The following is a 21,793-nucleotide window of genomic DNA, read 5'->3' on the forward strand; positions in this document are numbered from 1 at the left end:
GGAATACGATGATGAGCAAAAAGGTTCTCGTGATTTCCGCAAGCCCCCGCAAGGGAGGCAACTCTGATACGCTGTGCGACGAATTTATTCACGGCGCACAGGAAGCCGGAAACGAAGCAGAAAAGGTGTTTCTGCACGGCAAAAAGATTGGCTACTGCACCGGCTGCGGCGTCTGCAACAGCACGCACAGATGTGTGCAGCAGGACGACATGGCATCCATCCTTGATAAGATGGTCAAGACCGACGTCATTGTTCTGGCGACGCCGGTTTACTTCTACGCCATGGATGCACAAATGAAAACGCTGATTGACCGAACCGTGCCGCGCTATACAGAGATTGCGGACAAGGATTTCTATTTCATTGTGACTGCCGCGGATACGGATAAAAGAATGCTGGAGCGTACTATCGAAGGCTTCCGCGGTTTCACCGAGGACTGTCTGCCGGACGCGCATGAAAAGGGTATCATTTACGGCACCGGCGCGTGGCGGATCGGCGAAATCAAAAGCAGCCCGGCCATGCGGCAGGCTTACGAAATGGGCAAACAGGCATAAAGGAGAAAGGTCGTACGGAATGATGAACAACGCGGAATTTGATAAGCAGAATCTTTTTGGTCTGGGACAGCCACTGCCGGAGATGTTCTCCAAATACTTTATCGGTCAGGCACATCTGAATCCGCTGACGCAAGCGATAAATATTGCCAATGTAACCTTTGAGCCGGGCTGCCGCAACAACTGGCATATCCATCACAAGGGCGGCCAGATTCTGCTGGTGATCGCGGGGCGCGGCTGGTATCAGGCGGAAGGCCGGCCTGCGCGGGAACTGCATCCCGGCGACGTGGTCGAGATTCCCGCCGAGGTCAAGCATTGGCACGGTGCGGCAAAGGACAGCTGGTTTTCTCATCTGGCGGTAGAGGTCCCTGCAGAGGGCGGCTCTAATGAGTGGCTGGAAGCCGTTACCGATGAGGAGTATAATAAACTCAAATGAGCAAGGATGTGAAAGCCAGTGACTATTGCGGAAGTAGCTAAAAAATACGAATTGACTCCGGATACCCTGCGCTATTATGAACGCATCGGCCTTCTGCCCAATATTGCGCGCACTTCCAGTGGTGTCCGTAATTATTCCGAGGAAGATTGCCGCTGGGTCGAATATATCAAGTGTATGCGTTCGGCAGGCGTTTCGGTGGAAACGCTCGTTGAATATGTTACGCTTTTTCACAGGGGGAAGGAAACTATTCCCGCCCGGAAAAAGCTCCTTCTGGAGCAGCGGGAACAGATTGTCGCCAAAATCGCGGAACTGAACACGGTTCTGGAGAGGCTGGACTGGAAGCTGGACGGCTACGAAGAACGAATGCTCAAGTGCGAGGAAAATTTGAAATAGCGAAAACCGTAAAAATCACCCCATTTGTTTTCAGTATATCATACTGAAAACAAATGGGGTGCAGTTCAATCTAGTATTGTTGGGCTCTTTTCGCGTTTAGGGTAAAAAAAGAGAACCAATGATTATATCAATCATTGGTTCTCTTTTTGGTGGAGACGAAGAGGATCGAACTCTCGACCTTACGGATGCGAACCGTACGCTCTCCCAGCTGAGCTACGCCCCCACAACGAAAGCTATTATATCATGTTGGCGGGGCGATTTCAACTGTTATTTTTAATTTTATTTGATCTTATTTCCAATCAAACGTGCTGAAAACGGCCTGAGCCCTGATTTCAGCCTTTATGGCTCCTGACGTATTGGCCTATTTTTTTGTCCTGTGTGGAGATGTGCTGGATCAGCCAGTTGATCACCATTTGATTGGCGTTGATAATAACGGCGATATTTCCGCCGGACCTGGCGTATTCGTCTTTCAGCTTCGCCAGTTCCGCGATAAAGTTGGTGTGAAGCTTCTTTTGCGTTTCATATTCGGGATAATGAATGCTCAGCATGTATTTTTCCTCGTCGCGAAAATGCATCTTTGTGTATTCGTCCAGGAAATCCAGCATTTGTGCGATGAATTCTTTCGCCTTGCCGTTTTTGCCGGCGTCAAACAGCTGGTTTGCCTTTTCAAACCAAATCTTGTGCTGCTGATCGATTACGTCTACTCCTACGGATAAATCTTCCGTCCATCCCATAGCCATAAAAAACATACCGCCCTTCTGCAAAATTTGCTATATTCTTCCATTATTATATAGTTTTTGCGGTCTTCGTTCAATACTTCCCTGAAACTATTTTTTAGAGGGCACTTTTTCCATGGAGAGGGCATATTTACAGAATTCCTTCATACAGCACAGCTCGCATTTCGGACTGCGCGCGGTGCAGACCGCACGGCCGTGCAGGACGAGCCGGTGGCAGAAATCGTTGGATTCCTCCGGCGGAAGGATGGCGCGCAGCTGTTTTTCCACCTTGAAGGGCTCTTTGCCTTCGCTGAGGCCGATTTTTCCGCAGATGCGGATACAGTGCGTATCGGTAACCACGGCGGGTTTGTGATAAATGTCCCCGACGACCAGATTGGCGGTTTTTCTGCCCACGCCCGGCAGGCGGGTGAGCTCCTCGATGCTGTCCGGCACCACGCCGTTGTATTCCTCTTTCAGCATCCGGCACATGGCAAAGATGTCGCGCGCCTTTGTCTTATAAAGCCCGCAGGAATGAATCAGCTCCTCGATTTCCTCCACGGTGCCTTCCGTAAAGGCCTGAAGGGTCGGGAAGCGCGCAAACAGCGCGGGGGTTACAAGGTTGACCCGCGCGTCGGTACACTGTGCGGACAGCCGGGTCGCGATCAAAAGCTGTAGCGGGTTGGTATAGGTCAGGGAGCAGACCGCCCCCGGATACTCTTTTTTTAGTGCTTCCACCGCCAAAGCGGCACGCTGTTTTTTTGTCATAATGAATCCCTCCTGTTTCGTGATCGTCACGATGCCTGATCCTCTTTTATTTTATAGGAAATATCGCAAAAGTACAAGTTGACAAGGACAGGATTATCAAATATCATGTTATAAATGAATCTTATAGCAATTCCATTCAGTTTGCAAGACACAACATATTCCTCCCCCCGCCGAAGGCGGGGGGAGGAACGCAGCCTTGCTGCAGAATCAACTGGAAATGCTGTCATATGGAAGGCGGAGAGAATATGAGCAGGTCGCAGCTGAAAATGCTGGCAGTGATTACCATGCTGATCGATCACGTCGGCGCAATTTTTTTTCCGTCCGTTCCGCTTTTCCGCATCATCGGGCGGCTTTCCTTTCCACTTTTCTGTTTTTTTATCTCGGAGGGACTCCTTTACACCTCCAGTATTAAGAGCTATCTGACGCGTCTTTTTTTCTTTTCGCTGATTTCCGAAGTTCCGTACGATCTGGCGTTTCACGGAACGGTGTATTACCCGCAGAGCCAGAATGTATTTTTTACGCTTTTTCTTGGCCTTGCGGCAATTGCGATCCTTCACACTTATCTCATTGCCCGGCCGGCCCCGGCGGTGCTCCTTGCCGTCGCCTGCGCGCTGCTTGCCGAAGTGCTGCATACGGATTACGGATGGTTCGGTGTGGTCCTGATTATCATCTTCTACTGCTTTAAAAACTACAGGACAAGGGGCGTGCTGATTTTTACCGTTTTCAATACCGGCTACAGCCTGCTGACCGGTCCGATCAAACTCTATGCTGCGCTGGCGGGGTTTCCGATTCTCGCTTACAACGGGAAAAGGGGAAAATGGAACTGGAAATATTTCTTTTATGCTTTTTACCCGGTGCACCTGCTGATACTGTATTTAGTGCATAAGGTTGCGTTTTAACACACGAAAGTGTATAATGAACAATAAAATACTCTGGGAAAGGGAATGAAGAAAATGTACAGTGATATGATGGACTCCATCGGCTTTGTTTCTCAGGCAGACCCCGCAGTCGGCGCGGCGATGAAAGAGGAATTAAAGCGCCAGCAGCGCAATCTTGAAATGATTGCTTCTGAAAATCTTGTTTCACCTGCGGTAATGGCCGCAATGGGCAGCATTTTGACGAATAAATATGCCGAAGGCTATCCCGCGAAAAGGTATTACGGCGGATGCCAGTATGTCGACGTCGTGGAAAACCTTGCGCGCGACCGCGCCTGCGAGCTTTTTCATGCGGAATATGCCAATGTGCAGCCCCATTCCGGCGCTCAGGCGAACATTGCCGTCTATTACGCGCTGCTGAACCCGGGAGACACCATCATGGGCATGAGCCTTGCCGAAGGCGGCCATCTGACTCACGGTTCTCCGGTCAACATTTCCGGAAAATATTTTCACTTCATTCCCTACGGCGTTAATTCCGAAACAGGACGGATCGATTACGACAAGCTCTATGAAACGGCTGTCAAAGAAAAGCCCAAAATGATTGTGGCCGGTGCGAGCGCGTACCCGCGCACCATCGACTTCAAGCGCTTCCGTGAAATCTGCGACGCCTGCGGGGCGTATCTGATGGTGGACATGGCACACATTGCGGGCCTTGTCGCCGCGGGTATGCATCCGAGCCCGGTGGAGTGGGCGGATATCGTCACCACAACGACTCACAAGACCCTGCGCGGCCCGCGCGGCGGATTGATTCTGTGCCGCGAGGAGTACGCGAAGGCAATAGACAAGGCGATTTTCCCCGGAACGCAGGGCGGCCCGCTGATGCATGTGATCGCCGGCAAGGCGGTCTGTCTGGGCGAAGCGCTCAAGCCTGAGTTTCAGGACTACGGCCGCAGAATCGTGGAAAACGCCGCCGCTCTTGCGGACGGCCTGCTGAAACGTGGCGTGAAGCTTGTCAGCGGCGGAACCGACAACCACCTGATGCTGGTGGACCTGAGCGGCCTGGAGCTGACCGGCAAGGAGCTGGAGCACCGCCTTGATTCCGTGTACATCACGGCCAACAAAAACACGGTGCCGAACGAGCAGCGCAGCCCGTTCGTTACCAGCGGCGTGCGTCTGGGCACGCCGGCGATTACGACACGCGGGCTAAACACCGGGGATATGGATATCATCGCCGAATGCATCAGCCTTGCGATCCATGATTTTGAAGCAAGCGAGGACAAAATCCGCGGGATGGTCACGGAAATCTGCGACCGGTATCCGCTGTACGAATAATTTATTGAAGTCAGGTGGGGTGGTTACAATATGGCAGCGCCTTTGGCGGACCGGCTGCGCCCGCAGAAGCTGGACGACCTTGTCGGCCAGCGCCATCTTCTGGGGGAGGGCAAGGCCCTTCGCCGGATCATCGATTCGGGGGAAATCCCCAATATGATCTTTTACGGGCCGTCGGGCATCGGGAAGACCACGCTCGCCTCCATTATTGCAAAGCAGACGAAACGGGCCCTTTACAAGCTGAACGGTACGACCGCTTCCACGGCGGATATCCGCGGGGTGGTCGAACAGCTTGACACGCTGGCCGCCCCGAACGGGATTCTGCTTTACCTTGACGAGATTCAGTATTTTAATAAAAAGCAGCAGCAGACGCTGCTGGAATTCATAGAAAACGGACAGATCACCCTGATTGCCTCTACGACGGAAAATCCGTATTTCTATGTATACAACGCCATTCTCAGCCGGTCGACGGTGTTTGAATTCAAGCCGGTTGAAAAAGAGGACGTGCTTCCGGCTGTCCGGCGTGCGTTTGCTTTTATGGAACAGGAGCAGGGGAGGCCCATCTCCGTTGAGCAGGAAGCGGAGGAGTACATTTCCTCCGCCTGCGGCGGGGATGTGCGCAAGGCGATGAACGCGGTGGAGCTCTGCGTGATTTCCGGCGAAGAAAAGGATGGCGTCTGCCGTGTGTCGCTTCCGCTTGCCAAAGAGCTTACCCAGCGCAGCGCGCTCCGATATGACCGCGCGGGGGACGAGCACTACGATATCCTTTCCGCGTTCCAGAAGTCCATGCGCGGCTCCGACCCGGACGCCGCTGTCCACTATCTGGCGCGCCTGATTGTGGCGGGCGACCTGCCGTCCATCTGCCGGAGGCTGATGGTCTGCGCCTGCGAGGACGTCGGATTGGCCTACCCGCAGATTATCCCGATCGTCAAAGCCGCGGTGGACGCCGCGATCCAGGTCGGGCTGCCGGAAGCGAGGATTCCGCTTGCGGACGCGGTCATCCTTGTGTGCAGCGCGCCGAAGTCCAATTCCGCCTATTGCGCCGTCGACGCCGCCATTGCCGACATAGAAAAAGGCAGAATCGGGAATATTCCCCGCCAGCTCCAGAATAAACATTATGATGGGGAAGACAACTCGCGCAAGGGGCAGTTCTATCAATATCCCCACGATTACCCGAACAAATGGGTTGCCCAGCAATACCTGCCCGACGAGTTGAAGGACGTTCATTATTATGAGTACGGACAAAATAAAACGGAGCAGGCTTTCCTGCAGTATTGGAGTAAAATAAAGGGGAATAATACCTGAAAATTGTGTGAATTGTGTCTGAATTCAGGAGTTTGCGCTTGTATCGGCCGCATGAGAGTGATATGATTGAGACAAAGAAAACGGGGGGCGTATCAATATGAAAAATGAGGTTCTCTTTAATTTAACATACGGAATGTACGCCATCGGCGTAAAGGACGAAAAAAAGGCCTCCGCCTGCATTGTCAATACGGTCATTCAGGTGTGCAACACACCGAACATGATTGCCGTCAGTATGAACCACGACAATTACAGCCATGACTGTATCGTCAAAAGCGGGCTTTTTACCGTATGCGTTTTGTCGGAGGATACTTCCGGCGCCGTCATCGGCGCGCTGGGCTTCAATTCCGGCCGCGATACGGATAAGCTGAACAATGTTCATCATAAAATTCTGGCGGAGGGCGTGCCGGTCATCAAGGAAAATATCTGCTGCTGGCTTCTCTGCCGTGTGGTAAGCAGCGCGGAGTCGCCGACCCACACGATCTTTGTCGCGGAAGTGGTCGCTGGCAGCGACGAGTCCAGGGGCGTGCCGATGACCTACGATTATTACCACAAGGTGATTAAGGGCAAGGCGCCGAAAAACGCGCCGACCTACCAGAAGGAGCAGCCGGCCGACGACAATAACGACGGGGAAAGCTGGATCTGTACCGTCTGCGGTTACGTATACAACGATCCGGACGTTTCCTTCGAGGAGCTGCCGGACGATTGGGTCTGTCCCATCTGCGGCGCACCGAAGTCGGCGTTCAGAAGAAAATAACAAAGGCTTTCTCAGAACCTGTCCGGTTTCCGGATGGGTTCTTTTTGATTACCGCTGCTTTTTAAATACGGTCAGAAAGCTTTTGGCCGCGGCGGAAAGCACGCGGTCGTTTCGCCAGGTCGCCGTGATCTGGGTCTCCATCACGGGGCTGTCGATGATTTTGCACGGGCAGGCGGGACTGCGGTAAAACGACTCCATCGAATAAGGGACGACGGCGATGCCCAATCCCGCGTTCGCCCACATCAGGCTTGTGCGGGAGTCGTCGTTCAGGCAAAAAATATCCGGCTGGAATCCGGCCGCCTTACAGGCCGATACAATCAGTTTTTCATAGCGCCGGTAAATAATCAGCGGTTTGCCTTTCAGGGCTTCAAGGGAAATCCGGCTGTCTTGTGCACTGCTGAAATATTTCCGATCGCCGACCGCGATCATCGGCTCTTTTTCCAGGCTGTACCACGATGTGTTTTCCGCGTGGAACGGGGTGCGGATGACCGCGATTTCAATGACGCCGCCCGCCAGAAGCTCGATCATCTGAAAGGTGTTCCCCTCGTGAAGCTCAAAATTCACTTCCGGGTACAGCTTGGCGTATTCCGTGATCCGCGGGTCAAGCAGGGGAAGAAAAGAGGAGGAAGTGACGCCCAGCCGCAAAGTCCCTTTCATCTTTTCCCCGTACTCGCCCAGCTCGCGCGCGGCGGCGTCGGCCAGCTCCAGAATATTGCCCGCGCGCTTGTAAAGAATAATTCCAGCGTCCGTCAGCGTGACGTGCCGCGCACCGCGCTCCACCAGCTTGACGCCCAGCTCCGTTTCCAGAAGCTGAAGCTGATGGCTCAGCGGCGGCTGGGAGATATGCAGCTTTTTCGCGGCCGCGCTGATACTGCCTTCCTCACAGATTGCCACGAAATATTCAAGACGTTTTAAATCCATCCTTTTTTCCTCCGGAATCTATATGAAATCAGTATGGGAAATAGATAAAATCAATATTATTCATATGGGTATCAATATGCTATAATAATACACGAAATTTACAAGATAGAACAGAGGAATGATTCAAAAAATGCTGAAGCTCGCGAAATACTTGAAAAAATACCGAAAGCAGGTCATTGTCGGGCCGATTTTTAAGCTGATCGAGGCAATCTTTGAATTGATTGTGCCGATCATCACGGCAAAGATGATCGACAACGGCGTGCGGACCGGCAACGTCGGCTATGTCTGGCGCATGGGCGGAATCATGCTCCTGCTAGGCGTGACCGGCCTGTGTTCCGCGCTGATCTGCCAGAAGCTTGCTTCCATCGCGTCACAGGGCTTCGGAACCGTGGTGCGCAGCGAGCTTTACAAACATATCAACACGTTTTCCCACTCGGAAATCGACCGTTTCGGGACTCCGTCCCTCATCACCCGTATGACGAACGATATCAACCAGCTTCAGTACGCGGTCGCGATGCTGATCCGCCTCGTTATCCGCGCCCCGTTTCTCGCGGTGGGCGCGATTATTATGGCGATGCTGGTGGATTTTCCGCTTTCCGTCGTGTTTTTGATCGCGACTCCGCTGATTGCCCTTGTCCTCTACATCATTATGACGCGTTCCGTGCCGTTCTTCCGGGTCATGCAGAAAAAGCTGGACACGATTTCCCTTATCACCCGCGAGGGGCTGAGCGGCGTGAGGGTTATTCGCGCGTTTTCCAAGCAGAAGAGCGAGGAGGAGCGTTTCAATGCGGCGGCGGACGACCAGACGGCGACCGCCATCCGGGTCGGTAAGCTTTCCGCACTGCTGAACCCCCTTACTTATACGATCATGAACTTCGCGGTGATCGCCATCGTATGGTTCGGCGGCTGGCGGGTCGATTCCGGCGCGATGACACAGGGGGAGGTCATCGCGTTTGTAAACTACATGTCGCAGACCCTGCTGGCAATGATCGTCGTAGCCAATCTGGTGGTGACCTTTACAAAAGCCTCCGCTTCCGCTTCGCGTGTAAACGAAGTGTTTGACACCGTTTCCTCTGTTCCGGATCCCGCCGGGGCGTCGGTCGTCCCTGTGCCCGATACACCGAAAATTCGGTTTAAAAATGTGAGCTTTTCCTATGACGGGCCGGACAAATACGCGGTAAAGAATCTCGACTTTTCGATTATGCCCGGGGAAATCGTCGGTATTATCGGAGGCACCGGCTCCGGAAAGAGCACGCTGGTCAATTTGATTCCCCGTTTTTACGACGTGTCGTCGGGGGAAATCCTAATCGACGGGGTCAATGTGCGCGAGTATCCGTTTTCCGCCCTGCGCGGCCAGATCGGCATGGTGCCGCAGGAGGCCGTTCTGTTTTCCGGCACCATTGAGAGCAACCTTCGCTTCGGATACCGGGACGCGGCACAGGAAGAAATGGAAAAGGCGCTGAAGATCGCGCAGGCGTATGAATTTGTGTCCGCTATGCCGCAGGGAATCCAAAGCCCGGTCAACCAGGGCGGCAAGAATTTTTCGGGCGGCCAGAAGCAAAGGCTGACGATTGCCCGCGCGCTGGTCGGAAGTCCGCGGATTCTGATTCTGGACGACAGCGCCAGCGCGCTGGACTTCGCGACGGACGCGGCGTTAAGAAAATCGATTCAAAGGGAAACCTCCGGCATAACCGTGCTGATGGTTTCCCAGCGCGCCAGCACCATCCGGCGTGCGGATAAAATCATCGTGCTGGATGACGGCGAAATTGCCGGAATCGGCACGCACGAACAGTTGATGGAAAGCTGCCAGGTCTATCAGGAAATCTGCCTGTCGCAGCTCAGCAGGGACGAGGTGAGCAAAAAATGAAAGGTTCCACATTAAAGCGGCTGTTCCGTTACGCGAAGCCGTATTCCGGCTTTTTAGCCGGTGCGCTCGTCAGCGCGCTGATTCATATTTCGCTCACCCTCTATGGGCCGATTCTGATCGGCCAAGCGGTCGATCACATCATCGGGCCTTCCAACGTCGGCCACAGGGACATGATTCCCATTCTCGTTATGCTTGCGGGAACCATTGTGATCAGCGCGGTGTTTCAGTGGGTAATGGCGTACTGTACGAATAAAATCACCTATCACACGGTGCGCGATCTGCGCGCACAGGCTTATCAGAAGATCAACCGCCTGCCGCTCCGATACATTGACGGCCACGCGCATGGCGATATCATCAGCCGTGTCGTCAACGATGTCGATCAGGTTGCTGACGGCCTGCTGCAGGGGCTTACCCAGCTTTTTACCGGCGTCGTGACCATTCTGGGAACGCTTGTTTTTATGCTGACCATCAGCCCTGTCATTACGGTGGTGGTTGTGCTGGTTACGCCTCTTTCGCTGTTTGTGGCGGGCTTTATCGCCCGGATTTCCCACCGGCAGTTTATCGAACAGCAGGCGACCCAGGGCGAGCTCAGCGGTTATGTGGAGGAAATGATCAGCGGCCAGAAAATCGTAAAAACGTTCCTCTATGAAAGCCGTTCGGAAGAAGAATTCAACGAGATTAACCAGCGGCTCTACAACTGCGGGGTGAAAGCGCAGTTTTATTCCTCCCTTTCCAACCCCAGTACCCGGTTTGTCAACGGTGTTGTGTACACCGCGGTCGCGGCAATCGGGTCGCTCTGCGCGATTACGGGCCGCCCCGGCCCGCTGACGATCGGACAGATCACCTCGTTTCTGGCCTATGCCAACCAGTATACCAAGCCGTTTAACGAAGTGACCGCGGTCATCACCCAGATTCAGACGGCGTTTGCCTCTGCCGACCGCCTTTTCCGGCTTCTGGACGAGGAGGAGGAAACACCCGACGCTCCCGGCGCGCTGGCTCTGACGGACAGCGAGGGGAATGTGGACGTGGAGCATGTGTATTTTTCCTACCGTCCGGAAGCCAAGCTGATTCAGGACATGAACCTGAAAGCGAGAAAGGGCGAGCGAATTGCGATTGTGGGTCCGACCGGATGCGGAAAGACCACCATTATCAATCTGCTGATGCGCTTCTATGACGCGGACAGCGGCACCATCAAAATTGACGGGACCGATGTGAAGAATGTCACCCGTGACAGCCTTCGGAAAATGTTCGGAATGGTGCTGCAGGAGACCTGGCTTTTTTCCGGAACGGTGCGCGACAATATCTCGTACGGAAGCGAACATGTGTCGGAGGAACAGATCATCGCCGCGGCAAAGGCGGCGCACGCCCACTCGTTCATCATGCGCCTGCCGAACGGGTACGACACCCTGATTTCGGAGGACGGCGGCAATATTTCGCAGGGACAGCGGCAGCTGCTTTGTATTGCCCGGGTAATGCTGGTGGACCCGCCGATTCTGATTCTGGACGAGGCGACCAGTTCCATCGATACCAGAACGGAGATCCGTATTCAAAAGGCGTTTACCGAAATGATGAAGGGGAGAACCAGCTTTATCGTGGCCCACCGCCTTTCCACCATTAAGGAGGCGGACCTGATTCTGGTGATGAACAAGGGAAGCATTATCGAGCAGGGAACACATGAACAGCTTCTGCAAAAGCAGGGCTTTTACGCGAATCTTTACAACAGCCAGTTCGCGGTCGCGGATTAGCGGAAATAAACAGGAACCCCGGCAAAGCCGGGGTTCCTGTTATCTTACCGTAAATTTATAGATGGTCGTGTGCTTGTATTTCTCGCCCGGTTTCAGGTTTTGGAACGGGAATTCCGGGTGATGAACCGAGTCGGGGAAGAACTGTGTTTCCAGGCAGACCGCATGGTGCGCCAGATGCTTCTTTCCCGCCTTGCCGGCTGCGCCGGGGGCAAAGCTGTTCGCGGTGTAAATCTGTATCCCGGGCATATCGGTAAAGACCAGCATCGCCCTGCCGCTCAGCTGGTCGTAAAGCTCCGCGGCTTTTTTCATGCCTTCCGCGCCCTTAATCACGAAATTATGGTCGTAGCCTCCGCAGCTTTTCAAGAGGCCGTCGTTTGCCCGGATGTCCTGTCCGATGGTTTTGGGCTTATTGAAATCATACGGCGTACCGGCGGCCGGGGTCAGCCCGCCGGTGGGGATCAGGTCGGTTCCGACCGCGGTAATTGCGTCCGCGTTGATCTGCAGCTCCTGTGAAAGAATGCTGTTTCCGACGTCCCCGCTGATATTGAAGTAGGAATGGTTGGTAAGGTTGACCGGCGTTTCGCGGTCGGTCTGAGCGCCGTAATCGATGATCAGCGCGTTGTCCGTGCTGAGGGTGTACTGAACGGTTACGTTCAGGTTCCCGGGAAATCCGCATTCCCCGTCTTCGCTGAGGTAAGCAAAGGTGACGGACGGCGCATCGTCGTCATTGTCGCTGCATTTCAGCCGCCAGACCCGGTCCTGAAACCCGCCCGGGGCGCTGTGCAGAGAATTTTTTCCATCGTTTGCCGCAAGCGCGTATTTTTTTCCGCCGATTTCAAATTCCGCCCCGCCGATCCGGTTGGCGTAGCGTCCGACGACGGCCCCGAAAACGTCGCTTTTTTCAAGGTATCCGTCCAGCGTGTCATGTCCCAGGACCACGTCCCCGAAATTGCCCTTTTTGTCGGCGGTCAGCAGCCTGACAATGCGGCAGCCGTAGGTGATCACCTGCGCGGACATCCCGCTTTTATTGCGCAGGGTATAGCTGTCGATTACGGTGCCGTCCGGCAGTTTCCCAAATACAGATTTTTCAATGCTCATCGTTCAGCCTTCTTCTGTCATATTTGGTGATGAGGAATTACTTGCCCAGCAGTGCCGCGCCGATAATTCCCGCATCGTTTCCCAGCAGCGCCCTGCAAATCTTTGTCTCTCCCTGCGAGCTGAGGGAATAGGCTTCCTTGGCGACATATTCGCGCAGCGGCTTCAAAAGGGTTTCCCCTTCGTTGCAGATGCCGCCGCCGATGCAGAGGATGTCCGGCTGGAATGCGTTGATGCAGTTGACCAGCCCGCAGCCCAGGTATTCGATGTATTCGTCCACAACGGCTACTCCGATCGGGTCGCCCGCGCGCATTGCGTCAAAGGCGGTACGCCCGTCCACATTGCTCAGATCGCCGTCCACCAGCTTCCAGACAGGACTGCTGCAGTCGGCGGATTTTTCCATCGCCTCTTTGGTGGAGCGGATCAGTCCGGTGGCGGAAGCGTACATTTCCCAGCAGCCGTCGCGGCCGCAGGTGCAGTGCCTTCCCTGAAAGACAATCACGGTATGTCCCATTTCTCCCGCGCCGTAATTGGAGCCGGAATAAATTTTACCGTCGATGATGATACCGCTGCCCACCCCGGTACCGAGCGTGATCGCCATTGCGTTTTTCGCGCCCTTGAGCGCGCCGGCCTGATATTCGCCGTAGGCCGCCGCGTTCGCGTCGTTTTCCACGATGACTTTTTTATTCATTTTTGCTCCCAGAAATTTTCTGAGCTCAAAATGGTTAAAATACAGGTTGTTGGAAAATTCCACCACACCGGTATCCGTGTTGACGGTGCCGGGGGTGCCGACGCCCACCCACGGGACGTCGTCCAGGGTGAGGTTTGCATTGCGCAGCGCTTCCATTGCGGTGGAAGCAAGCTGTTCGCACATATCGTCAGGAGGGCAGGGTACGACGGTCTTTCTTTTCGCCGTGGCAATGATTTGGCTGTTTTCGTCGACGACGCCAACCTTAATGTTGGTTCCCCCAAGGTCAATTCCCAGATAATACATTTTTTATCCCCTTCGTCCGTTATTTCAAAGTACAGCAATTTCCCAACAAAAGCGCGGTTCTTTCAGGCGCCCGCCGTTCGTTAATCTGCTGTAATATGTGAATAGTATAGCATTATCGCATGGGAATTGTAAACATATTGTGCTCTGCAATACAAAAAATTGTTATGAAGCGAAAACTTGTGCTATAATATGAAAGATACAAAATTTGGAATGGAGATCATGCCGTGGATTTTAAAGCACTCCCCAAGGGAATGAGAAACAAATATACGAAGGAATATCTCACTCTGCTGAACAAGCGCAGGTTTTCGCTCGGCGCGAAGCGTGCGTTTGATATCGTGGTATCGCTGCTGATTCTTGCGGTTTGTTCGCCGTTTTTTCTTCTTTTGGCGCTGGCCGTCAAAATCGACTCCAGAGGGCCGGTGTTTTACCGGCAGGTTCGCGTCGGACGCTACAATCAGGACTTTAAAATTTTCAAGTTCAGAACAATGATACAGGATGCCGATAAAATTGGGCCTCCGCTGACGGTGGGCGATGACCCGCGCGTGACAAAAGTCGGAAGGTTCATCCGGAAATTGCGGCTTGATGAGTTTTCACAGCTTTTAAATGTCCTTGGCGGAAGCATGAGCCTCGTCGGTCCCCGGCCGGAGGTCCGCAAATATGTGGATGTCTATGCCCCGGAATATATGGCGACGCTGCTGATCCGGCCCGGCATTACCGCTACCTCGAGCATTGCGTTCAAGGATGAGGACAGCCTGCTCAATGCGGCCGAAGACCCGGAAAAAGTGTATGTGGAACAGATTTTACCGCCTAAAATGGCATATAATCTGGAATACATGAAAAATATTTCCCTGCTGAACGACATCAAGATCATGTTTCGGACCGTCGGCGCGGTGCTGAAATAGGCGGATTCATATTTCACCTCTGCTTGTTTATAATAAGCATGAGGTGATTTTTTATGTTTGAGAATTGGCGGAAGAACAGGAAAAAAGAAAATAAAGAATATACGGATGTAGACAAAATGGCGGCTACGCTTCCCAATATGAGCAAAAGCGAGATTCCGACCGATGTGCTGGGCAGTTATACCGGCACGGCCAGAGACGGTGAAAAACCGGATCAGGACGCGGATGACCTTTGAATTTTTTGCAATATTTTCAGCCCTTCCTTCATAATAATGGATAGACAGTAGGTGATTGCTTGTTGAATCGTATGATTATGAAGAGAAAAAGGCTGATTGCTTTTATCCTTGTCCTTGCGGCGGCGGCAGGAATTGCCGCCGCTTCAGGCCGTTACGGAGAAAGTATGCCCGCGGATGCGCAGATGGAGAGCTCGGCATCGTCTTCCTCCGGTGATTACATAAAGTACGTTGAGTTCAACGTGCCGTATCTTGCGCTCAAAAAAGCAATGAATCTGGATATCGCCTCTCAGAAAGAGGAGAAGAAGGTAAGCTGGATCGAACTGCTTGCCTATCTTGCCGCGAAGTACGGCGGAAATTTTTCACACTATAAGAGCAATGATCTGGACGTTCTGATGTCGAAGCTGGAAACGCAGAGCATGGCGGACCTGACAAAGGACATGAAATATTATACCTACTATTTTAAGGCGTACACGGCGGTTCTGGGCGGACTTCTCGGCACCTATACCGATGGCAGCGGGGAGGAAAAATACGGCCTGATCGGATTTTCACCGATTGCCAAAACCTTTCCGTATGAGGAATACGACGATTTTGGCGCATCCAGGACTTACGGATACAAGCGGCAGCACCTCGGTCACGATATGATGGCTGCGACCGGTACGCCCATCATCGCGGTGGAATCCGGTATTGTGGAGGCGCTGGGCTGGAACCAGTACGGCGGCTGGCGCATCGGAATCCGCAGCTTTGACAAACAGCGCTATTATTATTATGCGCATTTAAGGCAGAACCGTCCTTACGCCGCCAACCTCGCGGTCGGCCAGACGGTGACCGCCGGCGACGTCATCGGATATGTGGGCCACACGGGTTATAGTACGAAGGAAAATGTCAATAATATTAAGGTGAGCCATCTGCACTTTGGCCTTCAGCTGATTTTCGACGAGAGTCAGAAGGAAAGCGTCAACGAAATCTGGGTGGATGTGTATCAGCTGTGCAAGCTGCTGCGTCAAAATCAGTCCGAAGTGGTGCGTGACAGCGCCACAAAAGAATATTCCCGAAAAAATCAGATTCAAATTCAGTATTAAAAGGAAAATTCTATTTGATTTTGCCGCTGCGCTATGCTATAATAGCAACTGTTAAATTGCTGGTGTGGCGGAATCGGCAGACGCAAGGGACTTAAAATCCCTCGGTGGCAACACCGTATCGGTTCAAGTCCGATCACCAGCACCAAAACAGGGGATGCCCATTTCGGGCATTCCCTGTTTTTGCGTTGATGACCCCAAGAATCTGGAACCCGGCACAAGTCGGGAGAAAGAATCAGGGCTGCCCTAACAGATGAAGCACGAAGGGACTCGCGGAACGCGCGCCGTTGTACGACCGTCCAAGTCCGATCACCAGCACCAAAACAAAGGGATGCCCGAAGTGGGCATCCCTTTGTTTTTGCGCCGATGACCCCAAGAATCTGGAACCCGGTATGGGGCGAAAGAAGCAAACAGCCGGTGAATAGAAAGAAGCCCCTGAGTGAACGGAAGAATCCGCTCCTTCGGGGGCTTCTGAACTGATAGAAATGATCTCGAGTTACCGGGCGTCTCTGGAAGATCAGCCCTGCAGCTGCGTTTTGATCTGCTGAATCTCCTGCTCGTTCGCCTGTGCGGCGGGCTTGTAGAAACCCTTTGTCTCAGCGAGCTTGTACAGCTCATACTGTGAGGTTTCGCACTTGTTGCGGATTTGCTGAAGCGCTGACCTCAGACTTTGGTTGGAGCATTCGGAAATTGCGTTAGCGTAAAAAGTCAGGTCGCTTTTCTCCATGGACAGAGCGTCGTTTACCATTGTTTTATCCTGCATCGTTTACACCTCCTACTGTAAAAAAGTCATAAGCTGTTGTTTGGTGCTCTTTGCATCCTGAGCGGACTTCTCAAAGAAAGATTTTACCTGGGGGTCCGTTGCCTGCTGAGCATAGGTCTGCATTTTTTCACACGCGGTATCGTGTGCTCCCAACATATGCCGCAAGTTTTGCAATTCCATTTGATTTAGCTGTGCCATATGGAACATTCCTTTCTGTATGAAATTTTTCGTTATATCTTGCGATATTTTTATCATTTTATACGTTAAGGGAATGAAAAAACAGAATCACGATAAAAACGCTGCAGTTCCACATTTTTGCGGAGCTGCAGCGTTTTTATCTTTGAGAGAATTTTTGAAATCTCTTTATCCTTTTTTCACCCGATAGCCGGCGGCAAAATCGACGGCGTTGTTGAGCGGTTCGCCGTTTGCGTAATGCTGCAGGTTTTCCGCGGCAATACGCACCACGCGCTCAAGGGTTTCCTGCAAATGGTAAAATCCCGATATATGGGGAGTAACCACGGCGTTGGGAATATCCCAGAGCCGGTGGCCTTCCGGCAAAGGCTCCGGGTCCGTCACATCAAGGCCGGCTCCGAAGAGACGCCCGCTTTCCAGTGTGTCACAGAGCGCTTCCGTATCGATGAGCGTGCCGCGTCCGACATTCAGGAGGATTGCGCCTTCTTTGAGCAGGGCGAGACGTTCGCGCGAAAACAGGTGATCGGTTTCCTTTGTGGCGGGCAGACAGAGGGCGACAATGTCCGCGCGGGGCAAAAGACTGTCCAGCTCCGCGGTCAAATGCATTTCGTCGGCGTACTCCGGCTTCTCTGCGACGGTGCGGCGCAGCCCGATGACGTACGCGCCCAGCGCTTTTACCTTTTGGGCAAATTCACCGCCGATATCTCCCATGCCGAGTACCAGAACGGTGGAACCATGAATGGATTTCACCTTGCCCTGACCCTTCCAGACATGCAGCTTCTGCGCGTCGCGGTAAGTATGAAGGCGTTTGATGATTTCCAGAAGCATGGCAAGCATGTGTTCGGAAACCGCAAGGCCGTATGCTCCCGTCGAATTCGTCAGCGTCGTGCCTTTGGGAAGGACGCCTTCCTTCAGGTAGGCGTCCACTCCGGCGCTGCTGCAGTGCAGCCACTCCAGATTCGGGGAATCCTTCAGGTACTCCGCCGGCGGATTGCCGATGATGATCTGGGCGTCCTGCACCTGTTCTTTGGTAACGCCTCTGTAAGAGCTGTACGTAAACCGGCAGTCCGGAGCGGACTGTTCGAGCAGCGATTGATGCTGTGCTTCGACGGGAAGAAAAACAAGGATGCGCTTGGAAAAAGTCATGATGGATACTCCCTTGCAATTTTGATAGGATTTATTTTTCTGATCTGAAATTTGTTTTATTGTATAACAGGAGCTTTCAAATTGCAACCGGGAGATCCTTTCATTGGGACAGGAAATTACAGTTCAATTGCGATATCGTATTTTTTCAGCCAGTAGTTGATCTGAAGCAGATAGGCCATCATTTGGGGACCCGCCATCAGCTGGCCGAACCACGGCTTGCCGTAATCCGATTTTTCACTGAGCAGTTCCGCGGCGGCGGTTTGGCTGATGAGCTTGTGGAGCGGTTCTTCCCCGTTTGACAGGACTTCCGTCAGCCTTTGCTTCACAAGCATCTCGTAGGCCGGATTATGCGTTTTGGGATAGGGGCTCTTTTTGCGCATCAGGATATCTTCGGGCAGCCATTCCCGCGCCGCGTCGCGCAGCAGGCCTTTCACCACGCCGTCGTGACATTTGTATTCCCAGGGAGTGTTGAACACATACTGCACGATCCGATGGTCTGCGTACGGGACACGCACCTCAAGCCCGCTTGCCATGCTCGACCGGTCCTTGCGGTCAAGCAGGGTGGACATAAACCAGTTAATGTTCAGGAACGAAATTTCCCTGCGCCGCTTTTCCTGTGCGCTTTCACCCTCCAGAACGGGGACGGCGGCAATGGATTCTTCATACCGCATATTTACATACTCCGCAATGTGCAGTGCGTCGGCGATTTCGGGAATCAGCAGTCCGGTCCGGATGGACAGGTCGGGCGACCATGGGAAGCAGTGACCTTCAAAGGCCTCTTTCTTGTGGAACCACGGGTAACCGCCGAAGATTTCATCCGCGCATTCTCCGCTGATGCCCACCACATGATTTTTCTTGATCAGGCTGCAGAAATACAGCAGGGAAGAGTCAACGTCCGCCATGCCCGGCAAATCCTTGGCCTCAACGGCGTCATAAAGCTTGTCGGCCAGCGTTACGTTGTCGCATTCCAGATAGTGGTGGTCGGTCTGAAACAACTCCGCCATTTTGGCGACCCATGGCTTGTCGGCGCCGGGCTGAAAGGCCGTTGGCTTAAAGTACTTGTCGTTCCCGGTAAAATCGAAGGAATAGGTGGAAAGAGTTTTGCCCGCCGCCTGGTAATTCCTTGCCGCCAGCGCGGTGATGATGCTGGAATCGAGGCCGCCGGAAAGAAAGGTGCAAAGCGGCACATCGGAAACAAGCTGTCTGGTAACGGCGTCCTCCACAAGGTACCGCACCCGCTTTACGCTGTCCTCGTAGCTGTCGGGATGCTCGTAGCTTTTCAGTTTGAAATAGGGATATGTTTCAAAACCCTGCCTGTCAAACACGGCGATGCAGCCGGGCTTGATTTCCAGTATGTTTTTGAATACGCCGACTCCGGCGGTTCTGGCCGGTCCGATTCCGAATATCTCGCACAGCCCCTGCCGGTCAATCACAGGGTTGATTCCCGGATATTCAAACAGCGCTTTGATTTCCGAGGCAAACACAAGCCGCCCGTTTTCTATGGAATAAAACAGCGGCTTTACGCCGAAACGGTCGCGGCATAAATAGCAGCAGCCGCGCCTTTCGTCGTCTACCGCAAAGGCGAAGATGCCGTTCAGTTTTTCCGCACAGGTAAATCCGAATTCGATGTAGCATTTCAGAAGGACTTCGGTATCGCTTTTGGTTTCAAACGTATGGCCGAGCGCTTTCAGCTCCGACCGCAGCTCCTCGGTATTATACAGCTCCCCATTATACACGATAGTGTAGCGGAACCCGTCCGCAACAGCGGTCATCGGCTGTTTGCCGCCCTCAATATCCACAACCGCAAGCCTTGTGTGGGCCAGCGCCGCGTGGGCCGAAACATGAACGCCGCTGTCGTCCGGGCCGCGGTGATTGAGTTTCGCTCCCATTCTTTTTGCCAGTGCGCGCCAGAACAGCGCTTCCTCGCTCAAATCGTCATGATAATCACAGAACCCCGCAATTCCACACATAGTAATCCCTCGCTTTCTTTGTCTTTTTTATATTATGCTCATCCGTCATTATGGTTAACAGATCCGCATCTTTTATGTGGAATGGGAATGAAAAAAACCGCCCCGTATGACGGCGGGACGGTTGGATTTTCGATTTGTGTGATTTGATTTATTTTTCTTTTTTTTCGCCTTTGCCTTTTTCCGCTTTCGCTGCCTTTTCCTGTTCAGCAGCCAGCTCGCTCAGAATTCTTTCCGCCGCCGTGCGGCGCGCGGCGGCCTCGATGGACAGCTCGATTGCCAGCCTGGTCAGTTCGGCGTCGCCTTCTCCCGCAGTGGAACGGACGCGGTCGCCGACCTCCTTCAGCGCGACGGAGTGCGCTTCGCAGAAACGCCTGTACATCTCGTCTTTGGAAGCGTCCTCCAAAAGGGTTTTGAGCAGGGAAGAGATATCCTGAATGGATAAAACCTGCTTGAGCATACAGATGACCATCAGCATCGCCAGATGTTCGCGAGAATATTTTTTTTGCTCGGGCCGGGGAAGAACCCCGTCCTTTACATAGTTGTTGATCATGCTCGACGTCAGTAGGCCGGTGCTTTCATTGCGTTCAAAAAGGCTGAGCTGTTTGTTCATATAGGTCAGCACCTGGTCCATATATAAATAAATTTCCGGCAGCCTTTCCCAGTCCACCGAGCTGTATTCTTCAATTTCCTCCGCCCATTTCGAGATTTGTTCGGCTGCTTCGCTCATTTTGAGTCCTCCTTCGTTTTTGCCGCACGCTCATAGCAGGTAAAACGGCTTGGCGGCGTGCCCATACATTTTTTGAATACGCGGGAAAAATACAGCTGATCGGAAAAACCCGCCGAATATGCGACCTCGCCGACGGAAAGATTCCGTGACTCCAGAAGCTCGGAAGCCTTGCTGATGCGGTAGCGCATCAGATACTCGTTCGGCGACAGGGAAATATGCTGCATAAACAGCCGGTACAGGTGGCTGCGGCTGATTCCCACGCTGGAAGCGATATCGGTGATGCCGATATCGCTGGAATAGTTGTATTCGATAAACTTGATTGCTTTCTGCACATACTCGTACCCGTTTGCCTGCTGTGTGGACGGAACCCCGAATTTGTCCATCAGCGCGGCCAGAAACAGCAGGAGGCCGGACTCCATTCTCGCCTCGTCGCTGGGGCTGGAACCGGAGGCATTGCAGATTTTCAGCAGAAGCTCCTCAAAAAGCCGGTCCTCCTCGTAGTGAAAAACAGGGCTGCGGTCCAGAAGGCCTGTCTGGCCCATCAGCCTTTTTGCGTCGCTGCCGTTGAAACCGACCCAGCAGTATTCCCACGGGTCTTCCCGGTCCGCAACATAATGAACGACATGCGAGGGTTCCACCAGGAAGCCGTCCCCCGTCGAGAGATGGTATTCCTGTCCGCCGCTGGTAAAAGCGCCGTGCCCCGACAAAATATAGTGAATCAGGTAATGGTCGCGTACGGCGGGTCCCCAGGAATGGCACGCGCCGCAGCGCTGGACTCCGCAGCTGTAGACGGCCAGCCCCAGGCTGTTGTGAAAAGGCACCCGGAAAGAACGCCTGAATTCGTCATTCGTCATCAGGAAATCCAACCTCCCTTCCAATATTTCTTCATGAATTTATTATAATTCGCACGTCACATTTATGCAATAAAAATCAAAAAGTAGTAAAATATAATTGAAATAAATACCTTCTTCGTTTATAATTATAGCAATTGCATTTCGGTTTGCGAGATAAAACACGTTTCTCCCCCGCCGAAGGCGGGGG

23 protein-coding genes and 2 tRNA genes are annotated in these 21,793 nt (G+C 53.1%); 13 read left to right on the forward strand and 12 right to left on the reverse strand.

The window, feature by feature from the left end; all coding sequences use genetic code 11:
* Nucleotides 1-11 precede the first annotated feature (11 nt).
* The 3 genes from LY85_RS18930 to LY85_RS18940 are packed head-to-tail and all read left to right on the forward strand — an operon-like array spanning nt 12 to nt 1,377.
* Nucleotides 12-551, forward strand: a complete 540-nt coding sequence (locus tag LY85_RS18930) for a flavodoxin family protein (protein WP_141828214.1) — start codon at nt 12-14, stop codon at nt 549-551.
* 19 nt (nt 552-570) lie between these two features.
* Nucleotides 571-984 carry a cupin domain-containing protein gene (locus LY85_RS18935; protein ID WP_141827890.1) on the forward strand — a complete coding sequence of 138 codons (414 nt, stop codon included), beginning with the start codon at nt 571-573 and terminating at the stop codon, nt 982-984.
* 18 nt (nt 985-1,002) lie between these two features.
* Entirely contained in the window at nt 1,003-1,377 is a 375-nt protein-coding gene (locus tag LY85_RS18940; protein WP_141827891.1) for a MerR family transcriptional regulator, read from the forward strand.
* 147 nt (nt 1,378-1,524) lie between these two features.
* Here LY85_RS18940 and LY85_RS18945 read toward each other — a convergent pair.
* From LY85_RS18945 to nth, 3 genes are all read right to left on the reverse strand, one after another.
* A tRNA-Ala gene (locus tag LY85_RS18945) sits at nt 1,525-1,600 on the reverse strand.
* A 109-nt stretch (nt 1,601-1,709) separates the two neighbouring features.
* The gene (locus tag LY85_RS18950; RefSeq protein ID WP_141827892.1) at nt 1,710-2,117 is read right to left on the reverse strand and encodes a bacteriohemerythrin; all 408 of its coding nucleotides are present in this window, start codon (nt 2,115-2,117) and stop codon (nt 1,710-1,712) included.
* Nucleotides 2,118-2,204: 87 nt separating this feature from the next.
* Nucleotides 2,205-2,858 (reverse strand): endonuclease III, encoded by a 654-nt coding sequence (gene nth, locus LY85_RS18955; protein WP_141827893.1) that lies wholly within the window; start codon nt 2,856-2,858, stop codon nt 2,205-2,207.
* Nucleotides 2,859-3,103: 245 nt separating this feature from the next.
* On the opposite strand from nth, the gene LY85_RS18960 reads away from it, so the two are divergent.
* The 4 genes from LY85_RS18960 to LY85_RS18975 all read left to right on the forward strand — a co-directional run bounded on the left by LY85_RS18960 (nt 3,104) and on the right by LY85_RS18975 (nt 7,121).
* On the forward strand, nt 3,104-3,757 hold the full coding sequence (locus LY85_RS18960; protein ID WP_207705563.1) for a TraX family protein: 654 nt from the start codon (nt 3,104-3,106) through the stop codon (nt 3,755-3,757).
* Between the two features lie 54 nt (nt 3,758-3,811).
* A complete protein-coding gene (gene glyA, locus LY85_RS18965) occupies nt 3,812-5,065 on the forward strand; it encodes a serine hydroxymethyltransferase (RefSeq protein ID WP_141828215.1) in 1,254 nt (417 codons plus the stop codon).
* A gap of 30 nt (nt 5,066-5,095) precedes the next feature.
* A complete protein-coding gene (locus LY85_RS18970; protein ID WP_141827895.1) occupies nt 5,096-6,367 on the forward strand; it encodes a replication-associated recombination protein A in 1,272 nt (423 codons plus the stop codon).
* Nucleotides 6,368-6,464: 97 nt separating this feature from the next.
* Entirely contained in the window at nt 6,465-7,121 is a 657-nt protein-coding gene (locus tag LY85_RS18975) for a flavin reductase (RefSeq protein WP_141827896.1), read from the forward strand.
* 48 nt (nt 7,122-7,169) lie between these two features.
* Here the strand turns inward: LY85_RS18975 and LY85_RS18980 are convergent, their stop codons facing one another.
* Nucleotides 7,170-8,042 carry a LysR family transcriptional regulator gene (locus LY85_RS18980; protein ID WP_141827897.1) on the reverse strand — a complete coding sequence of 291 codons (873 nt, stop codon included), beginning with the start codon at nt 8,040-8,042 and terminating at the stop codon, nt 7,170-7,172.
* A gap of 130 nt (nt 8,043-8,172) precedes the next feature.
* Between LY85_RS18980 and LY85_RS18985 the strand changes: the two genes are divergently transcribed.
* A complete protein-coding gene (locus LY85_RS18985; protein WP_141828216.1) occupies nt 8,173-9,909 on the forward strand; it encodes an ABC transporter ATP-binding protein in 1,737 nt (578 codons plus the stop codon).
* Complete coding sequence (locus LY85_RS18990) at nt 9,906-11,654, forward strand: ABC transporter ATP-binding protein (protein ID WP_141827898.1); 1,749 nt, start codon at nt 9,906-9,908, stop codon at nt 11,652-11,654. The genes LY85_RS18985 and LY85_RS18990 overlap by 4 nt, the downstream gene beginning before the upstream one ends.
* A gap of 39 nt (nt 11,655-11,693) precedes the next feature.
* Here LY85_RS18990 and LY85_RS18995 read toward each other — a convergent pair whose 3' ends face one another.
* Both LY85_RS18995 and LY85_RS19000 read right to left on the reverse strand, forming a co-directional pair.
* Nucleotides 11,694-12,752, reverse strand: coding sequence for an aldose epimerase family protein (locus LY85_RS18995; RefSeq protein WP_141827899.1), 1,059 nt, complete (start codon nt 12,750-12,752; stop codon nt 11,694-11,696).
* 37 nt (nt 12,753-12,789) lie between these two features.
* The gene (locus LY85_RS19000) at nt 12,790-13,743 is read right to left on the reverse strand and encodes an ROK family protein (protein ID WP_141827900.1); all 954 of its coding nucleotides are present in this window, start codon (nt 13,741-13,743) and stop codon (nt 12,790-12,792) included.
* 251 nt (nt 13,744-13,994) lie between these two features.
* On the opposite strand from LY85_RS19000, the gene LY85_RS19005 reads away from it, so the two are divergent.
* The 4 genes from LY85_RS19005 (at nt 13,995) to LY85_RS19020 (ending at nt 16,102) form a co-directional block, all read left to right on the forward strand.
* Nucleotides 13,995-14,645 (forward strand): sugar transferase, encoded by a 651-nt coding sequence (locus LY85_RS19005; protein ID WP_141828217.1) that lies wholly within the window; start codon nt 13,995-13,997, stop codon nt 14,643-14,645.
* Nucleotides 14,646-14,698: 53 nt separating this feature from the next.
* A complete protein-coding gene (locus tag LY85_RS19010; RefSeq protein WP_038323665.1) occupies nt 14,699-14,878 on the forward strand; it encodes a hypothetical protein in 180 nt (59 codons plus the stop codon).
* 62 nt (nt 14,879-14,940) lie between these two features.
* The gene (locus LY85_RS19015; RefSeq protein WP_347562450.1) at nt 14,941-15,957 is read left to right on the forward strand and encodes a M23 family metallopeptidase; all 1,017 of its coding nucleotides are present in this window, start codon (nt 14,941-14,943) and stop codon (nt 15,955-15,957) included.
* Nucleotides 15,958-16,015: 58 nt separating this feature from the next.
* A tRNA-Leu gene (locus tag LY85_RS19020) sits at nt 16,016-16,102 on the forward strand.
* Between the two features lie 369 nt (nt 16,103-16,471).
* On the opposite strand, the gene LY85_RS19025 is transcribed toward LY85_RS19020, so the two are convergent.
* The 6 genes from LY85_RS19025 to LY85_RS19050 form a co-directional block, all read right to left on the reverse strand.
* On the reverse strand, nt 16,472-16,717 hold the full coding sequence (locus LY85_RS19025) for a spore coat protein (RefSeq protein WP_038323667.1): 246 nt from the start codon (nt 16,715-16,717) through the stop codon (nt 16,472-16,474).
* Between the two features lie 12 nt (nt 16,718-16,729).
* Nucleotides 16,730-16,915, reverse strand: a complete 186-nt coding sequence (locus LY85_RS19030; RefSeq protein ID WP_038323668.1) for a hypothetical protein — start codon at nt 16,913-16,915, stop codon at nt 16,730-16,732.
* A 165-nt stretch (nt 16,916-17,080) separates the two neighbouring features.
* A complete protein-coding gene (locus LY85_RS19035) occupies nt 17,081-18,055 on the reverse strand; it encodes a D-2-hydroxyacid dehydrogenase (protein ID WP_141827901.1) in 975 nt (324 codons plus the stop codon).
* A gap of 116 nt (nt 18,056-18,171) precedes the next feature.
* Nucleotides 18,172-20,025: an asparagine synthase (glutamine-hydrolyzing) gene (gene asnB, locus LY85_RS19040; protein WP_141827902.1), complete on the reverse strand. Its 1,854-nt coding sequence runs from the start codon at nt 20,023-20,025 to the stop codon at nt 18,172-18,174.
* A gap of 148 nt (nt 20,026-20,173) precedes the next feature.
* Complete coding sequence (locus LY85_RS19045) at nt 20,174-20,752, reverse strand: DUF1836 domain-containing protein (RefSeq protein WP_141827903.1); 579 nt, start codon at nt 20,750-20,752, stop codon at nt 20,174-20,176.
* The gene (locus tag LY85_RS19050; RefSeq protein ID WP_141824992.1) at nt 20,749-21,606 is read right to left on the reverse strand and encodes an AraC family transcriptional regulator; all 858 of its coding nucleotides are present in this window, start codon (nt 21,604-21,606) and stop codon (nt 20,749-20,751) included. Before LY85_RS19050 ends, LY85_RS19045 begins: the two co-directional genes overlap by 4 nt.
* Nucleotides 21,607-21,793 lie beyond the last annotated feature (187 nt).

Source organism: Clostridium sp. KNHs216 (assembly GCF_006714885.1).
Taxonomy (GTDB): Bacteria; Bacillota; Clostridia; order Oscillospirales; family Acutalibacteraceae; genus Caproiciproducens.

Bases quoted from the DNA above. Each gene is read 5' to 3' on its own strand.
- LY85_RS18990 (WP_141827898.1), top strand. From the start codon at position 9,906: ATGAAAGGTTCCACATTAAAGCGGCTGTTCCGTTACGCGAAGCCGTAT.
- LY85_RS18930 (WP_141828214.1), top strand. From the start codon at position 12: ATGAGCAAAAAGGTTCTCGTGATTTCCGCAAGCCCCCGCAAGGGAGGC.
- LY85_RS19000 (WP_141827900.1), bottom strand. From the start codon at position 13,743: ATGTATTATCTGGGAATTGACCTTGGGGGAACCAACATTAAGGTTGGC.
- glyA (WP_141828215.1), top strand. From the start codon at position 3,812: ATGTACAGTGATATGATGGACTCCATCGGCTTTGTTTCTCAGGCAGAC.
- LY85_RS19035 (WP_141827901.1), bottom strand. From the start codon at position 18,055: ATGACTTTTTCCAAGCGCATCCTTGTTTTTCTTCCCGTCGAAGCACAG.
- LY85_RS18950 (WP_141827892.1), bottom strand. From the start codon at position 2,117: ATGGCTATGGGATGGACGGAAGATTTATCCGTAGGAGTAGACGTAATC.
- LY85_RS18975 (WP_141827896.1), top strand. From the start codon at position 6,465: ATGAAAAATGAGGTTCTCTTTAATTTAACATACGGAATGTACGCCATC.
- LY85_RS18995 (WP_141827899.1), bottom strand. From the start codon at position 12,752: ATGAGCATTGAAAAATCTGTATTTGGGAAACTGCCGGACGGCACCGTA.
- LY85_RS18960 (WP_207705563.1), top strand. From the start codon at position 3,104: ATGAGCAGGTCGCAGCTGAAAATGCTGGCAGTGATTACCATGCTGATC.
- LY85_RS19025 (WP_038323667.1), bottom strand. From the start codon at position 16,717: ATGCAGGATAAAACAATGGTAAACGACGCTCTGTCCATGGAGAAAAGC.
- LY85_RS19030 (WP_038323668.1), bottom strand. From the start codon at position 16,915: ATGGCACAGCTAAATCAAATGGAATTGCAAAACTTGCGGCATATGTTG.
- LY85_RS19005 (WP_141828217.1), top strand. From the start codon at position 13,995: ATGAGAAACAAATATACGAAGGAATATCTCACTCTGCTGAACAAGCGC.
- LY85_RS19045 (WP_141827903.1), bottom strand. From the start codon at position 20,752: ATGAGCGAAGCAGCCGAACAAATCTCGAAATGGGCGGAGGAAATTGAA.
- LY85_RS19010 (WP_038323665.1), top strand. From the start codon at position 14,699: ATGTTTGAGAATTGGCGGAAGAACAGGAAAAAAGAAAATAAAGAATAT.
- nth (WP_141827893.1), bottom strand. From the start codon at position 2,858: ATGACAAAAAAACAGCGTGCCGCTTTGGCGGTGGAAGCACTAAAAAAA.
- LY85_RS19050 (WP_141824992.1), bottom strand. From the start codon at position 21,606: ATGACGAATGACGAATTCAGGCGTTCTTTCCGGGTGCCTTTTCACAAC.
- LY85_RS18980 (WP_141827897.1), bottom strand. From the start codon at position 8,042: ATGGATTTAAAACGTCTTGAATATTTCGTGGCAATCTGTGAGGAAGGC.
- LY85_RS18935 (WP_141827890.1), top strand. From the start codon at position 571: ATGATGAACAACGCGGAATTTGATAAGCAGAATCTTTTTGGTCTGGGA.
- LY85_RS18985 (WP_141828216.1), top strand. From the start codon at position 8,173: ATGCTGAAGCTCGCGAAATACTTGAAAAAATACCGAAAGCAGGTCATT.
- LY85_RS18970 (WP_141827895.1), top strand. From the start codon at position 5,096: ATGGCAGCGCCTTTGGCGGACCGGCTGCGCCCGCAGAAGCTGGACGAC.
- asnB (WP_141827902.1), bottom strand. From the start codon at position 20,025: ATGTGTGGAATTGCGGGGTTCTGTGATTATCATGACGATTTGAGCGAG.